The following is a 15,401-nucleotide window of genomic DNA, read 5'->3' on the forward strand; positions in this document are numbered from 1 at the left end:
CAGAGGAGAACGGACATGACGAAAGCAGACACGACAGCCAAAGGAATTTCGCGCCGCGCCTTGCTGAAGACCGGTGCCGCAGCAGCAGGCCTTGCCGCTGGATCAGGCGCCATCACAGGCTTCCCCACCATTTGGGCGCAGTCCAACATCACCCTTCGCCAGTTCGGCACCGGTGTTTCCAATCTCAATGCAATCGCAGAGCAGTGCAAGAAGGACCTCGGCATCACGCTGGAAATGACGGCTTCCGATTCCGATGCCGCAGCCCAGCGTGCTGTGACGCAGCCGAATTCCTATGACATCGCCGACGTCGAGTACTGGATCCTCAAGAAGGTCTTCCCAACCGGTGTGATCCAGCCAATGGATGTGACCAAGCTGAAGCACTACGACAGCGTGGTGCCGCTGTTTAAGACAGGCAAGCTGACACCGGACACCGAGATCGCTCAGGGCACTGCCCCGCATACGGTGGGATATGTCGAGAAGCCGGGCGACAAGACTTTCGCGAGCGGCGAAACCCAGTGGTTCACCATGATGCCGACGATCTACAATGCCGATACGCTCGGCATCCGACCTGACCTCGTCGGCCGTGAGATCACGAGCTGGGCCGACATCATGGACCCGGCGTTCAAGGGCAAGACCTCGATCCTCAACATTCCGTCTATCGGCATCATGGATGCCGCCATGATCATGGAAGCGATGGGCAAGATCAAATACGCCGACAAGGGCAACATGACGAAGGAGGAGATCGACCAGACAATCGACTTCCTGATCCAGGCCAAGCAGGACGGTCAGTTCCGCGCCTTCTGGAAGTCTTTTGATGAGTCGGTAAACCTGATGTCTTCGGGTGAGGTGGTGATCCAATCCATGTGGTCTCCAGCCGTTGCAGCAGTTCGTGCCAAGGGGATCGACTGCAAATACCAACCGCTCAAGGAAGGCTACCGCGCCTGGGGTGGCGGATTGGGGCTTGCCGCGCATCTTAGCGGCGCGCAGCTCGACGCAGCCTATGAATACATCAACTGGTACACCTCTGGCTGGGTCGGTGCGTATCTCAACCGCCAAGGCTACTATTCGGCCTGCATGGAGACTGCCAAGGCTCACATGTCAGCCGATGAATGGGGCTTCTGGATCGAGGGCAAGGCTGCACAGGATGATATCCTGTCGCCTGATGGCAAGGTCATGGAAAAGGCTGGTGCCGTCCGCGACGGCGGCTCCTTCGACGAGCGCATGGGTCAAGTTGCGTGCTGGAACTCGGTGATGGACGAAGACCGCTACATGGTCCGCCGTTGGAACGAATTCATCGCCGCCTGATGCTTTCTAGGGCCGGCGCACCTATGCGCCGGCCCTACCAATAGACCGGCAGAGGGCGAGATATGGCGACATTGGCTTCATCGCACACGGATACGGCAGACAGCGCGCAGGCACGTGCTGGGCGCCGTTTCCCAGCGGCACTGATTGCTTACTTGCAGGCGGCACCGCTTGCCTTGATCTTATGCAGCTTCCTTCTGCTTCCCATTCTGATGATCGGCACCGTCAGCTTCTGGGATTACGACTTTGCCGCCATGTATCCGGATTTCGTAACTTTCAACTACACCGAGACGTTGGGTTCCTGGGTGACCTGGAAAACCTATCTCAACACCCTCAAGTTTGCTTTCCTGGTCTGGGGCATCACGCTTTTCATCGGCTTCTGGGTCGCTTACTTCCTCGCCTTCCACGTCAGAAGCTCCGCAATGCAGATGGTTCTCTTCCTCGTCTGCACGGTGCCGTTTCTCACCTCCAACATCATCCGGATGATTTCCTGGATCCCCGTGCTTGGACGCAACGGGCTCATCAACTCCGCCCTGTTGAACGCCGGCGTCGTGTCAGAGCCCGTGGAGTGGCTTCTTTATTCCGATTTCGCCGTCGTGCTGGCAATGGTTCACCTCTACACGCTGTTCATGGTAACGCCGATCTTCAACACTCTCATGCGCATAGACAAAACGCTTATCGAAGCTGCGCGCGATGCAGGCGCAAGCAGCTGGCAGACGCTTCTCAACGTCGTGCTTCCATTGGCGAAGCCAGGGATGGCGATCGGAACAATCTTTGTCGTCACGCTGGTGATGGCTGACTTTTCGACGGTCCAGGTGATGTCCGGCGGTCAGAGCGCCTCCGTCGCGCTGATGATGAAGAACCAGATGTCGCTGCTGCAATACCCGGCAGCCGCGGCGAACGCAGTGATCCTGCTGGCTCTCGTCCTCCTGATGGTGGCGGGAATCCTCCGCATCGTCGACATCCGCAAGGAGCTTTAGATGCAACGAGAAGCCCGCTCCCGTGAATTCTACGCTCTTACGATTTTCTTCGCGCTTTTTGTCGTGTTTCTCTACGGACCGCTGTCGGCCATCCTGATCCTCTCCTTCCAGGGCCCAAACGGTGGGCTCACCTTCCCCCTGAACGGAGTCTCGTTTCGCTGGTTTGCCAATCTCTTGGAGACGCAAGCTGTTGGAGACTTCGGTGGCTCATTCCGGCGCTCGCTTGCGCTTGGCCTCATGGTGACGACCACGACCGTTGTTGTGTCGCTCCTGGCCGGGCTTGCCTTCCGAAGGCGTTTTGTCGGAGCCACCGCCCTCTTCTACCTCGCGGTCGCAAGCCTCGTTGTCCCCTCCATCATCATATCCCTAGGCATTGGCGTAGTCTTTCAGCAGATGGGCCTGCAGCCCGCCTGGTACTCGTCTGCCTTAGGCGCTCATCTCACTTGGACACTGCCCTTTGGCGTTCTTATCATGTTTGCCGTGTTCAACCGCTTTTCCCCGGCCTACGAAGAGGCTGCCCGTGACCTCGGAGCGTCGTCTTGGCAGACCTTCCGCCATGTGCTGCTGCCGATCATTGCACCGAGCCTCATCGGCGTCGGGCTATTCGGCTTTACCCTCTCCTACGACGAGTTCGCCCGCACATTATTGGCCGCGGGAACTTACAATACACTGCCGCTCGAGATCTACGCGATGACCACCAATGTCACGACACCCGTTCTTTACGCACTCGGGACAGTCACCACAGCCTTCTCCTTCCTCGTCATTCTCGCCACGCTCCTTCTCATCCTCCGCCTTAACCGGCGGCGCCTCAAAGGCTGAGAGCCACTAATGCGCATTCTTGTCGTTAATCCGAATACCACCGCCAGTATGACCAGGCGCATTGCGGCGGCGGCCGAACGCGTCACCGCAGCGGGCACAGAGATCATTGCCCGAACATCCGCCATGGGGCCCGAATCCATCGAAGGCTATTACGACGAAGCGCTGGCGGTCCCGGGCCTGCTGCAGGCAATCCATCAAGGTGAACAGGAAGGCGCCGAGGCTGCCATCATCGCCTGCTTTGACGATACCGGGCTTGACGCCGCCCGTTCCATGGCGGGCATCCCCGTCATCGGCATCTGCGAAGCGGCAGTGGCGACTGCCTCTTTCATCGCCCAAAGATTTACAGTGGTGACCACGATGGAACGGTCGAGGCTGCCGGTGGAAGCCTTGGTACACCGCTACGGAATGGGAGGCCGAGCCAAGGTACGCGCAGCCGACATTCCAGTTCTGTCCCTTGAAGATCCTGGCTCGGCAGCGCGCGATCGGCTCTGCCGGGAAATCGAGCTTGCACTGCGTGAAGACCGCGCCGAAGCCATCGTGCTCGGATGTGCCGGCATGGCAAACCTGCCGCAGCAGCTCCAGGCGGACTACAACATACCGGTGATCGACGGCGTGGCTGCCGCCGTGAAGCAAGCCGAAGGCCTTGTTGCCCTCGGCCTCTCCACCGCCAAACGCGGAGCATATGCTTTTCCGCTGGAAAAGCGGTACTCGGGAATGCTGGCGACCTTCGCACCAGGCGACAGAGCACCTGCTGTATGACCGCCGCACCGGAAATCCGCCCGCTCAGCCTTTCAGAAGTTGAGCTGTTATTGGAATGGGCGAGGCAGGAAGGCTGGAACCCGGGCCTGAACGATGCAGAGGCATTCTTCAAAGCAGACCCTGAAGGCTTCCTTGGCTGCTTTACAGCGGATGCCCTGGTCGCAGGAATATCTGCAGTTCGTTACGGCAGAAGCTTCGGCTTCATCGGTCTCTACATCTGTCGGCCCGAGTACCGCGGCAGAGGGTTTGGCAAACTGATCTGGGACGCGGCGATGAGGCATCTGGCGGGCCGCATGATTGGTCTGGACGGCGTTCCGCAACAGCAGCCGAACTACCGGCGGATGGGCTTTGAGGAAGATTACCGGACGATCCGCTGGAGCGGCAAAATTGCGCCTCACCAACCTAGTGCAACATCTGTCTCGCCAATTTCGCCCATGATGCTGCCGGACGTGATCGCCTACGACCGGCGGAGCTTTCCCGCGGAACGTGACACGTTTCTACATGCATGGCTGCAGCCACCACGCGAGACGATGGTGTTCATTCGTGAAGAGGCCATCACGGGCTATGCTGTCCTTCGCCGCTGCCATGACGGCTATAAGGTTGGGCCCCTGCTCGCTGACGGTGTCAGAGAGGCGGAAGAACTATTCTTCGCCTGCATCAACAAGGTGGGTGGCGAGGTCTTGCACCTCGACGTCCCGGAGACACAAGAGGCGTTTTCCAGGGTGCTGCTGGATGCCGGCATGGCTCCAGGCTTTGAAACCAGTCGCATGTACAAAAACGGAAGCCCGAGGATCATTCCGCAGGGCGTCTTCGCCATCACGACGCTGGAATTGGGTTAATCTTCTTCGATGTAGTGCGGACGCTCGGCGATGATCTGTCGAATGCCCTGTTTGGAGCGGCCGGTGCGATTTGCGTTCGTTTTTCCTGTTGGTTCCGAAGGCGGGGCTATTCCGTCTCCGGGGCCGACAGATGATTGGCAACGGAAGCCTTGAGCCGGCCAATGTTCATCCAAAGAGACTGGACCACTTCATCTCCGGTGTCCTCCAGTAGCTCTCGAAGCCACTCTTCGTGCGCGGCGGCCATCGTGAGGAAGCGGTCGACGCCAGCGGGAGTGAGTTGCGCCACCGTAACGCGACGATCCTTGTCCGGCGTAACCCGCCTGATCAATCCGTCCGCCTCCAGGCGCTCGACAAGGCCAGTAACATTCCCGTTGGTGACCATTGTGCGTTTTGATAGCTCACCGAGCCGCAGCCCGTCTTCCTCTCGATAAAGCTGCGCCATCAGGTCGAATTGAGGAAGCGTTGCCCCGAACTCGGATCTGAGCCGTCGCCGAATCTCGTTGGTGATCAACCGGGTCGTGGAAAGCATACGTAGCCAAAGCCTGGTCTCCGGCTTGTTGCGACCGTTCGGGCCGTGCACAATCATCTCCAGATCCGCGCTGGCTGCTTCGTTGTCCACCATGTCCTCGGTCGTCCTCTCCATCGATCGACTGTTACGAAGCGCCCTTCCGAATGTCAAAGGCGGCAGGTGTATCGGCGTCCCCCTCATAAACGGCTTGACCATCTAGCGGCGCCCCATATAGTTTAAACTTAAAATAAAAGAATGGAAACATCAGGAGGAACAGCTTCATGCGCATCGTCTGCATCGGCGGCGGCCCGGCGGGGCTCTATTTCGCGCTCCTGATGAAGAAGCAGAACCCTGCGCACGAGATTTCGGTCGTCGAGCGCAATCGCCCCTACGACACGTTCGGCTGGGGCGTCGTCTTTTCCGATGCGACCATGGAGGCGATGCGCGCTTGGGATCCGGAGAGTGCGGCCGAGATCGAGGACGCCTTCAACCACTGGGACGATATCGAGGTCTGGTTCAAGGGTACCCGCCAGCGTACCTCCGGCCACGGCTTTGTCGGCATTGGCCGCAAGAAGCTTCTCAACATCCTGCAACGCCGTTGCGAGGCGCTCGGAGTTGAACTGGTTTTCGAGACGGATGTCGCGAGCGACCTCGACTATGCGGATGCGGATCTCGTCATCGCCTCGGACGGCTTCAATTCGAAGATCCGCAACCGGTATCAGGAGGTTTTCGAACCCGACCTCGTGACACGGCCGAACCGCTACATCTGGCTCGGCACCAATAAGCTCTACGATGCCTTCACCTTCGATTTCCGCAAGACGGATCACGGCTGGTTCCAGGCGCACATCTACAAGTTCGACGACAAGACTTCGACCTTCATCGTCGAGACCACCGAGGATGCCTACGAAAAGCACGGTCTCGGCCAGATGGACCAGCAGGGTTCGATCGACTTCTGCCAAAACCTCTTTTCCGAGGTACTGGACGGCGCCGAACTGATGACCAATGCCCGCCACCTGCGGGGTTCCGCGTGGTTGAACTTCAACCGCCTGATCTGCGGCAAGTGGAGCCATTTCAATGGTCACTCGCACGTCGTGCTGATGGGCGACGCCGCCCATACCGCCCACTTCGCCATCGGCTCGGGCACGAAACTCGCCATCGATGACGCGATCGAGCTCACGAACCAGTTCAACAGGCACGGCCATGCGAAGGAGCAGATCCCGGCGGTTCTGGAGGACTACGAGGAAATCCGCCGCGTCGACGTCGCCCGCATACAGAATGCCGCCCGTAACGCGATGGAATGGTTCGAGGTCGTCGGCAGGCGCTATGCCGATACGCTGCCGCCCGAACAGTTCATGTATTCTATGCTGACCCGGTCGCAGCGCATCAGCCATGAGAACCTGCGGCTGCGCGACAAGGCGTGGCTCGAGGGCTACGAGCGCTGGTTCGCCGGTCAGGCAGGTGTCGAACCGTCAGCCGAAGGCCGGGTGCCGCCTCCGATGTTCACGCCTTATACGATGCGCAGGGTGACGCTGAAGAACCGCATCGTCATGTCGCCGATGGCGATGTACTCGGCCAAGGACGGCCTGCTCGACGATTTCCATCTCGTGCATCTGGGCGCCCGCGCGCTCGGCGGCGCAGCACTCGTCTTCGGCGAAATGACCTGCGTGTCGCCGGACGCCCGAATCACCCCCGGCTGCCTCGGCCTGTGGAACGAGAAGCAGGCGGAGGGTTGGAAGCGATTTGTGGATTTCGTCCATGGCAACAGCACCGCGAAGGTGGGCATCCAGCTTGGCCATGCCGGGCGGAAGGGTGCCACGAATCTGGCATGGGAAGGGATCGACCAGCCGCTTCAGACGGGCGACTGGCCGCTGATCTCCGCCTCCGCCCTGCCCTACCTGAAGAACAGCCAGGTTCCGAAAGCGATGGACCGCGCGGACATGGATCGGGTGAAGACCGATTTTGTGCGCGCCACCGAGCTTGCCGTGACCGCCGGCGCCGATTGGCTGGAGCTTCACTGCGCGCACGGCTACCTGCTCTCGAGCTTCCTGTCGCCGCTGACCAACCGTCGAACCGACGAATATGGCGGCAGCCACGAGAACCGCGCCCGCTACCCGCTGGAGATCTTCAATGCCATTCGCGCCGTCTGGCCTGAGGATAAGCCAATCTCGGTGCGTCTCTCCTGCCACGACTGGTTCGAGGGCGGCAATACGCCAGACGACGCGGCGATCTTCGCGCAGATGTTCAAGGACGCCGGCGCCGACATGATCGACTGCTCGTCCGGCCAGGTCTGGAAGGAAGAAAAGCCGGTCTACGGCCGCCTTTTCCAGACGCCGTTCTCCGACAAGATCCGCAACGAGGTTGGCATCCCCACCATTGCCGTCGGGGCAATTTCCGAGGCGGACCACGCCAATTCGGTGATCGCCGCGGGCCGCGCCGATCTCTGCGCTGTCGCCCGTCCGCATCTCGCCGATCCGGCCTGGGTGCTGCACGAGGCAGCGCGCATCGGGCTCACCGACATCGCCTGGCCGAAGCAGTACTATTCCGGCAAGCAGCAATACGAGACCAATCTGGCGCGTGCCGCAGCAACGAAGTGAGGATCGGCTGATGGATGCAGCGCGCAAGCTGGACGGGCGTCATGCGCTGGTGACAGGTGCCGGCAGCGGCATCGGTGCTGCCATCGCCACGGCACTGGTCGAGGCCGGTGCGAGGGTCACCCTGGCCGGACGCCGCGCAGAACCGCTGAAGGCGCTCGCCGAACGACTTGGCGTTTCGCAGGTTCACGTGGCTCATGGCTTCGACGTCACAAGCGAGACGGCTGTTGCGGGGGGCATGAAGACCGCCCGCGCCGCATTTGGCCCCTTGGACATCCTCATAAACAATGCCGGCGAGGCGCCCAGCGCTCCATTCGAGAAGACCTCGCTGGACATGTGGAACCACGTCCTGGCGGTCGATCTGACTGGAGCCTTCCTCGTCACGCAGGCTGCCCTTCCAGACCTGAAGTCGCGCGGCGACGGTGCCCGTATCATCAACATCGCCTCCACCGCCGGCCTCACCGGCTATGCCTATGTTTCGGCCTATACGGCGGCAAAGCATGGCGTCATCGGCCTGACGCGCTCATTGGCGCTGGAACTCGCGAAGACAGGCATCACCGTCAACGCGGTCTGCCCCGGCTTTACGGATACGCCGCTGATCGCGCAGGCGATCGAAACGATCGTCGCGAAGACCGGCCGCAGCCAGGAAGACGCGATGAAGGAATTCACGAAAAGCAATCCGCAGGGACGGCTGATCCGGCCGGAAGAAGTCGCAGACGCCGTTCTGTGGCTGGCATCGCCCGCTGCGGCTTCAATCAACGGCCAGGCGATCGCGATCGCCGGCGGGGAGGTATTGGCGGGATGAGCACGGTTTCAATGGCAGGGCACCTGCGCCCGTTCAAGGATTATCAGGCGCAGCATTTCCTCTGGGAGGTCAGCGCCGATGGGCGGGTCGCCACGATCCGGCTGAACCGGCCAGAGCGTAAGAACCCGCTTACATTTGAAAGCTATGCGGAGCTGCGAGACCTGTTCCGCGACCTTGCCTATGCGTCGGACGTCCGGGCCGTGGTCCTGACCGGAGCCGGCGGCAATTTCTCGTCCGGCGGTGACGTGTTCGAGATCATCGAACCACTGACGCAGATGGCGATGCCGGACCTCCTCGCCTTTACCCGGATGACCGGCGATCTGGTCAAGGCAATGAAGAAGTGCCCGCAGCCGATCATCGCGGCGGTGGACGGCATCTGCGCCGGCGCCGGCGCCATCCTGGCGATGGCCTCCGACCTGCGGCTTGCGACACCCGAGGCGAAGACGGCGTTCCTCTTTACCCGCGTGGGCCTTGCCGGAGCCGACATGGGCGCCTGTGGTATCCTGCCGCGCATCATCGGCCAGGGCCGTGCCGCGGAACTCCTCTTTACCGGCCGCGCCATGAGCGCCTCGGAAGGCCATGCCTGGGGCTTCTACAACGCGCTCCACGCGGCGGACAACGTCGAGGCCGAAGCACTGAAGCTGGCGCAGTCGCTGGCGGACGGGCCATGGTTCGCCCACACGATGACGAAGACCATGCTGAACCAGGAATGGGCCATGGGCATCGACGAGATGATCGAGTCGGAGGCGCAGGCGCAAGCCGTCTGCATGGCGACCAAGGATTTCCGCCGCGCCCTCGAAGCCTTTGCTGATAAGCGCAAGCCCGTCTTCGAGGGGAACTGACATGGCGGCACCGACCCGGCTAACCGGTCCGACCCGCGAGCATCTCGACTGGCCCTTCTTCGACGACAGCCACCGTACGCTGGCGGCACGGCTCGACGCCTATACTGCATCGGGTGCGCTTTCCGCCATCGACCATGCCGACACCGATCGCGCCTGCCGCAACCTCGTTCGCTCGCTCGGAGAGGCCGGGCTACTGGATGCGGCGACCGGCGCCGGTGGAACGCGCGCGATCGATTCCCGCGAAGCCTGCCTCACCCGCGAAACGCTTGCCTGGCATGACGGCCTCGCCGATTTCGCCTTCGCCATGCAGGGTCTCGGCACCGGCGCGATCGCGCTTTCCGTAACGGAGGAACTGCGTAGCACCGTGCTGCCGAAAGCGCAGAGCGGCGAATGGATCGCCGCCTTCGCGCTCTCCGAGAAGGACGCAGGCTCCGATGTCGCTGCCATGGCCTGCGCAGCGAACCGCGACGGCGATCACTATGTCCTCGACGGCGAGAAGACTTGGATCTCCAATGGCGGCATTGCCGACGTCTACACCGTCTTCGCTCGTACGGGCGAAGCGCCCGGAACCCGCGGCATCTCGGCATTTATCGTCTATGCCGATGATCCCGGCTTCTCGATCGCCGAACGAATTGACGTGATTGCGCCGCATCCGCTGGCGACCATCCGCTTCGAGAACTGCCGCATCCCCGCTGATAGGCTGCTCGGCAGTCCCGGCGAGGGTTTCAAGATCGCCATGCGCACGCTCGACATCTTCCGCGCATCAGTTGCCGCAGCCGCGGTCGGCTTCGCCCGCCGGGCCCTGAACGAGGCGCTTGTCCATGCGACGGCCCGTCCGATGTTCGGCAACCGCCTTTCCGACCTTCAGCTGACCCAGGCTGCATTCGGCGACATGGCGGCGCAGATCGATGCCGCGGCTCTCCTGACCTATCGAGCCGCCTGGCGCCGCGACGTCCAGGCCCTGCCGACCACCAAGGAAGCAGCCATGGCGAAGATGGTCGCGACGGAGAACGCCCAGCAGGTGATCGACCGCGCCGTGCAGATGTTCGGCGGACGGGGCGTGAAGAGCGGCGAGATCGTCGAGAGCCTTTATCGCGAAATCCGTGCGCTGCGGATCTACGAGGGCGCAACCGAAGTCCAGAAACTCATCATCGCGCGCGAACTCCTGAAAAGCGCGCCTCCGGAGAAGACGCATGCATGACATTCTTCAGCCCGAGGGTTGGGCGAAGCCGATCGGCTATTCCAACGGCGTGGCGGCACGCGGCCGGCAAGTCTATGTCGGCGGCCAGATCGGCTGGAACGGCCAGTGCCAGTTCGAGACGGACGATTTCGTCGAGCAGGTCCGCCAGACGCTGAAGAACGTCGTTGCAGTCCTCGCCGCCGGCGGTGCGGGCCCCGAGCACGTGACGACCATGACCTGGTACTTCACTGACAAGGCGGAGTATCTCGCCAACCTGAAGGGGATCGGGCAGGCCTATCGCGAAATCATGGGCAAGAACTTCCCTGCCATGGCCGCCATGCAGGTGACGGCCCTCATCGAGGACCGCGCCAAGATCGAGATCCAGGCCATCGCCGTCGTTCCGGAGTAAGCCAGTGGAAGCCGCCGCGATCCCTTTCTCCGAAACTGTACGCGGCGAGATCCAGGGCGATGTTCTCGTCGTCATCATTGACAATCCGCCGGTCAATGCGCTCTCTGCCGATGTCCGCTCTGGCCTCGTGGCGGCACTGGACCGTGCCGGTGGTGACGCCGGCATCATTGGGCTCGTCATAACCGGAGCCGGGAAAACCTTCATTGGCGGCGCCGACATCCGTGAATTCGGACAGCCGCCGGCGGAGCCGAACCTGCCGACGGTCCTAGAGCGGATCGAACATTCTGCGAAACCAACCGTCGCGGCCATCAACGGCGCAGCCCTCGGAGGCGGCCTGGAGGTCGCGCTCGGCTGCCACTACAGGGTGGCGTCTTCGGCTGCGCAGATGGGGCTCCCCGAAGTGAAGCTCGGCATCGTGCCGGGTGCGGGCGGTACCCAGCGCCTGCCCCGGCTGATCGGCATCCCTGCGTCAATCGACCTGATCGGCAGCGGCCGCAGCGTGAAGGCGAAGGAAGCGCACGAACTCGGCCTGATCGATGAAATCGCGGATGCCGGCCTGCAGGAGGCAGCCCTTGCGGCCGTTCGGCGAAATACCGGCCAAGACCCGCGCCGGACCGGCCAATTGGCGGTTCGGGCCACCGACAGCGCCGCCGTCGAAAAGGCGAAGACGAGGATCCTTGCCAAGGCACGCGGGCAACAGGCCCCCGCCCAAGCCATCCGCCTCGTGGAAGCGGCCGCGCGGCCGCTCGCCGAAGGCTTGGCCGACGAGCGGGCCACTTTCCTCAAGCTCCGCGAGAGCAGCGAGGCCGCCGCATTGCGCCATGTCTTCTTTGCGGAACGGCAGGCATCGAAGGTGGAGGATCTGGAGGGTGTTTCCCCTCGCCCTGTCGAGACGATCGGCATCGCCGGCCTCGGCCTTATGGGAAGCGGCATCGCAGTGGCTGCACTCGCTGCAGGTTGCCGGGTGATCGGACTTGACCGCGACGATGAGGCAGCGGCCAGGGGTCGCGAACGCATCCTCGGACTTCTGCAGAAGAACCTCTCGGCTGGACGGATCGATCAGACGGCCTTCGACGCGCAGGAAAGCCGCCTCTCAGTCACGGCAACCGATGCCGATCTTGCTCCCTGCGATCTCGTGATCGAGGCGGTGTTCGACGATCTCGACGTCAAGATCGACCTCTTCCGCCGCCTGGACAAGGTCATTCGGCCGGATGCCATCCTCGCCACCAACACCAGCTACCTGAACCCTGACGAGATCGCCGCTGCCACGGCCCACCCGGAGCGCGTGCTCGGCCTGCACTTCTTCTCGCCGGCGCATGTCATGCGGTTGCTGGAGGTCGTGCGCTGCGCCCGCACGGCGCCCGACGTCCTGGCGACCGGGCTTGCGGTGGCGAAGAAACTCCGAAAACTCGCAATCGTCACCGGGGTCACCGAAGGCTTCATCGGCAACAGTATCTTCTCCGCCTATCGGCGCGAAGCCGAGTTCTTACTGGAGGACGGCGCCCTGCCGCACGAGATCGACGCGGCGCTGGAAGAGTATGGGTTCCCGATGGGTCTCTTCGCCGTCTACGATATGGCGGGACTGGAGATCGCCTGGGCGCGACGCAAGCGACAGGCAGCAACGCGCGATCCGTTAGAGCGCTACGTCGAGATTGCGGACCGGCTCTGCGAAGCCGGCCGGCTTGGCCAGAAAATCGGACGCGGCTGGTATGCCTATCCCGAGGGGAAGCGACAGGTCGACCCTGTGGTTACCGACATCATCGCGCAGTGTCGTGCGAAAAAGGGCATCACGCCCCGCAGCTTCATCGCCAGCGAGATTATCGACCGCCTGCTCGTCGCCATGGCGGAAGAAGGCAAAAAGCTCATCGAGGAAGGCATTGCCGCTCGCGAGAGCGACATCGATCTCGTGATGATCAACGGGTACGGCTTTCCGGCCCACAAGGGCGGGCCCATGTTCGCCGCTACTCAGACGCCGAGATAACGGTCCTGCAGGTCGGCGGACAGTTCCGCCGGCGTTCCATGCCAGGCGCTCCGTCCGTTTTCCAGAATGACGCAGCGGTCGGCGACCGGCAGCAGTTCCGACAGCGTCTTGTCGACAACCAGGATGGAGAGCCCCTCGGCCTTCAGCTTGCGGATTGCTGCCCAGATGTCCTGCCGGATCACGGGTGCCAGGCCTTCGGTCGCCTCGTCGAGGATCAGCAGGCGCGGATTGGTCATCAGCGCACGGCCGATTGCCAGCATCTGCTGCTCCCCGCCAGAGAGCGACCGTGCCATCTGCGCGTGACGCTCGGCAAGGCGGGGGAAAAGGTCATTGACGCGCTCCAGGCTCCACGCGCCGGGCCGTGCGGCCGCAATCAGGTTTTCATGTACCGTGAGGTTTGGAAAGCACCGCCGCCCCTCCGGCACCAGCCCGATGCCGAGCTTGGCGACGCGATGCGACGGCTTGCCCTTGAGGTCAGTCCCCGCAAGCCGGACGGATCCGGCACGTGGCGGGTTGAGGTTGCAGATCGCCCGGATGGTCGTCGTCTTGCCCATGCCATTGCGACCCATGAGAGCGACGGCCTGCCCTTCCTCGACCGCCAGATCGACCCCGAACAGCGCTTGGCTTGCGCCATACGAGGCTTCTATCTTGGAAACATCGAGCAGCATCAGGCGTGGTCTCCCAGATAGGCAGTCCGGACAGCGGGGTCACGCCGGATCTCCTCAACCGTGCCGGTCGCGATGACGCGACCGTAGACCAGCACGGAAATCCGGTCCGCCAGCGCGAAAACGGCATCCATGTCGTGCTCCACGAGCAGGATCGGAGCTTCCTGCCGGAGGCTGTGGAGGAAGCCGGTCAAGGCTTTCGATCCTTCCGGTCCCATGCCGGCCATTGGCTCGTCGAGCAGGAAGGCCTTGGAACTGAGCGCCAGCGCGATGGCGATTTCCAGTTGCCGACGCTCGCCGTGCGACAGTTCGGCTGCGGGAATACGCGCCCGGTCCTGCAGGCCGACCCGCTCAAGCATCGCCATGGAACGGTCGATCAGCGACGCGTCGCGCATCACCGGCTTGAAAAAACGGAAGCTCGATCCCTGCTGCGCCTGCACCGCCAGCATGACATTGCGCAATGCCGAGAAGTCGGGGGTCAGCGAGGATACCTGAAAGGTGCGGCCAAGCCCGAGCCGCGAGCGCTCTGCGACGCCGAGATGTCCGATATCCTTGCCGGCGAGGCGGATCGTGCCAGAATCCTGCCGCAGCGTACCGCAGATCTGGTGGATGAGCGTCGACTTGCCGGCGCCATTCGGCCCGATCAGCGCGTGGATTTCGCCGGGCTTCAGGTCGAGCGAGACATGATCCGTCGCTCTGAGTGCGCCGAAGCTCTTGACGATATCAGAGAGTTCAAGAACCGGTTCAGCCATGACGCGCCTTTCCGGCCAAGAGCCCTAGAAGCCCGCCGCGCGCGAAGAGCACGGTGCCGAGCAGGATCAGGCCGAGGAAGAACTGCCAGCGCTCCGTCAGCCCGCCGAGGACATATTCGAAGATCACGAACAAAGCCGCGCCCGCGAGAGGCCCGAACAACCGTCCCGTGCCGCCGAGGATGATCAGCACGATGAGTTCGCCCGACATGTGCCAAGACAGCATGGAGGGGCTGACGAAGCGGTTGAGATCGGCGAACAGCGCACCAGCAAGCCCCGTTAGGGCCGCGGAGATCGCGAAAGCCGTGAGGCGGATTCGATAGGGCGCAATACCGACGGTCGCGACGCGTACCTCATTCTGGCGCGCCGCCTGCAAGGCCGAACCGAAGCGGGAGCCGCGGATCAGCACGAAGAGGCCGAGCGCGACGATCAGCACCGCATAGCAGATCAGGAAAAAGCTTACCGGCTTCATCGTATTGGCGCCCGGGAACTGGTTGCGCACCAGGATGGAAAGGCCATCTTCGCCGCCATAGGCCGGCCAGGAGATCGCGAAATAGTAGACCATCTGCGCGAAGGCGAGCGTGATCATGATGAAATAGACGCCGGACGTCCGAAGACTGATCAGGCCGATGAGGAGCCCCACAAGCCCTGCGACGAGCATCGCCACCAGCCAGATCAGCGGCATCTGATTGGTCCCGGACAAGCCAAGCAGGAGCGGATCACCGGAGAAAGCATGGGTAGCGAGGATGCCCGCGGCATATCCGCCGATGCCGAAGAAGGCCGCGTGGCCGAAGGACACGAGGCCGCCGAGCCCGAGCGCGAGGTTGAGGCCGGTTGCCGCTAGCGCCAGGATAGCGACGCGCGTCGCAAGCGTAACGTAGAACGGCTGGCCAAACGCATTGGCCATGAGCGGCACCGCGAGCAGCAGCGCAGCCAGGATCAGGTTGACGAGAGTTTCCCGGTTCAGCATCG

The 15,401-nt window shown here is 62.5% G+C and carries 14 protein-coding genes and 1 pseudogene; 11 read left to right on the plus strand and 4 right to left on the minus strand.

Annotated elements, in window-relative coordinates:
• The first annotated feature begins 15 nt into the window (after positions 1–15).
• The 5 genes and pseudogenes from LXM96_RS15750 to LXM96_RS15770 all read left to right on the plus strand — a co-directional run bounded on the left by LXM96_RS15750 (position 16) and on the right by LXM96_RS15770 (position 4,699).
• Entirely contained in the window at positions 16–1,305 is a 1,290-nt protein-coding gene (locus tag LXM96_RS15750; RefSeq protein WP_239999505.1) for an ABC transporter substrate-binding protein, read from the plus strand.
• Between the two features lie 143 nt (positions 1,306–1,448).
• Positions 1,449–2,282: pseudogene (locus LXM96_RS15755) on the plus strand (ABC transporter permease); the annotation flags it as partial.
• Positions 2,283–3,101, plus strand: coding sequence for an ABC transporter permease (locus LXM96_RS15760; protein WP_239999507.1), 819 nt, complete (start codon positions 2,283–2,285; stop codon positions 3,099–3,101).
• Positions 3,102–3,110: 9 nt separating this feature from the next.
• Entirely contained in the window at positions 3,111–3,860 is a 750-nt protein-coding gene (locus tag LXM96_RS15765; RefSeq protein ID WP_239999508.1) for an aspartate/glutamate racemase family protein, read from the plus strand.
• Positions 3,857–4,699 carry a GNAT family N-acetyltransferase gene (locus tag LXM96_RS15770; protein WP_239999509.1) on the plus strand — a complete coding sequence of 281 codons (843 nt, stop codon included), beginning with the start codon at positions 3,857–3,859 and terminating at the stop codon, positions 4,697–4,699. Before LXM96_RS15765 ends, LXM96_RS15770 begins: the two co-directional genes overlap by 4 nt.
• Before the next feature lie 106 nt (positions 4,700–4,805).
• Here the strand turns inward: LXM96_RS15770 and LXM96_RS15775 are convergent, their stop codons facing one another.
• Positions 4,806–5,321 carry a MarR family winged helix-turn-helix transcriptional regulator gene (locus tag LXM96_RS15775; RefSeq protein ID WP_239999510.1) on the minus strand — a complete coding sequence of 172 codons (516 nt, stop codon included), beginning with the start codon at positions 5,319–5,321 and terminating at the stop codon, positions 4,806–4,808.
• Between the two features lie 167 nt (positions 5,322–5,488).
• Here LXM96_RS15775 and LXM96_RS15780 point away from each other — a divergent pair, with 167 nt between their 5' ends.
• Genes LXM96_RS15780 through LXM96_RS15805 form a run of 6 tightly spaced genes read left to right on the plus strand, consistent with a single transcriptional unit; the run spans position 5,489 to position 13,015 of the window.
• A complete protein-coding gene (locus LXM96_RS15780) occupies positions 5,489–7,801 on the plus strand; it encodes a bifunctional salicylyl-CoA 5-hydroxylase/oxidoreductase (RefSeq protein WP_239999511.1) in 2,313 nt (770 codons plus the stop codon).
• 10 nt (positions 7,802–7,811) lie between these two features.
• Positions 7,812–8,603 carry an SDR family NAD(P)-dependent oxidoreductase gene (locus tag LXM96_RS15785; protein WP_239999512.1) on the plus strand — a complete coding sequence of 264 codons (792 nt, stop codon included), beginning with the start codon at positions 7,812–7,814 and terminating at the stop codon, positions 8,601–8,603.
• Positions 8,600–9,445 carry an enoyl-CoA hydratase family protein gene (locus tag LXM96_RS15790; protein WP_239999513.1) on the plus strand — a complete coding sequence of 282 codons (846 nt, stop codon included), beginning with the start codon at positions 8,600–8,602 and terminating at the stop codon, positions 9,443–9,445. Before LXM96_RS15785 ends, LXM96_RS15790 begins: the two co-directional genes overlap by 4 nt.
• A gap of 1 nt (position 9,446) precedes the next feature.
• Positions 9,447–10,646, plus strand: coding sequence for an acyl-CoA dehydrogenase family protein (locus tag LXM96_RS15795; RefSeq protein ID WP_239999514.1), 1,200 nt, complete (start codon positions 9,447–9,449; stop codon positions 10,644–10,646).
• Positions 10,639–11,034: a RidA family protein gene (locus LXM96_RS15800; protein ID WP_239999515.1), complete on the plus strand. Its 396-nt coding sequence runs from the start codon at positions 10,639–10,641 to the stop codon at positions 11,032–11,034. The genes LXM96_RS15795 and LXM96_RS15800 overlap by 8 nt, the downstream gene beginning before the upstream one ends.
• Positions 11,035–11,038: 4 nt before the next feature.
• Positions 11,039–13,015, plus strand: coding sequence for a 3-hydroxyacyl-CoA dehydrogenase NAD-binding domain-containing protein (locus LXM96_RS15805; RefSeq protein WP_239999516.1), 1,977 nt, complete (start codon positions 11,039–11,041; stop codon positions 13,013–13,015).
• Here LXM96_RS15805 and LXM96_RS15810 read toward each other — a convergent pair.
• From LXM96_RS15810 to LXM96_RS15820, 3 genes are read right to left on the minus strand one after another with little or no spacing between them, the layout of a single operon-like run.
• A complete protein-coding gene (locus LXM96_RS15810; protein WP_239999565.1) occupies positions 13,000–13,686 on the minus strand; it encodes an ABC transporter ATP-binding protein in 687 nt (228 codons plus the stop codon). The genes LXM96_RS15805 and LXM96_RS15810 overlap by 16 nt on opposite strands.
• A complete protein-coding gene (locus LXM96_RS15815) occupies positions 13,683–14,432 on the minus strand; it encodes an ABC transporter ATP-binding protein (protein WP_239999517.1) in 750 nt (249 codons plus the stop codon). The genes LXM96_RS15810 and LXM96_RS15815 overlap by 4 nt, the downstream gene beginning before the upstream one ends.
• Positions 14,425–15,399, minus strand: a complete 975-nt coding sequence (locus LXM96_RS15820) for a branched-chain amino acid ABC transporter permease (RefSeq protein ID WP_239999518.1) — start codon at positions 15,397–15,399, stop codon at positions 14,425–14,427. The genes LXM96_RS15815 and LXM96_RS15820 overlap by 8 nt, the downstream gene beginning before the upstream one ends.
• Between the last annotated feature and the right edge of the window lie 2 nt (positions 15,400–15,401).

Source organism: Rhizobium halophilum (assembly GCF_021648825.1).
GTDB lineage: Bacteria > Pseudomonadota > Alphaproteobacteria > Rhizobiales > Rhizobiaceae > Neorhizobium > Neorhizobium halophilum.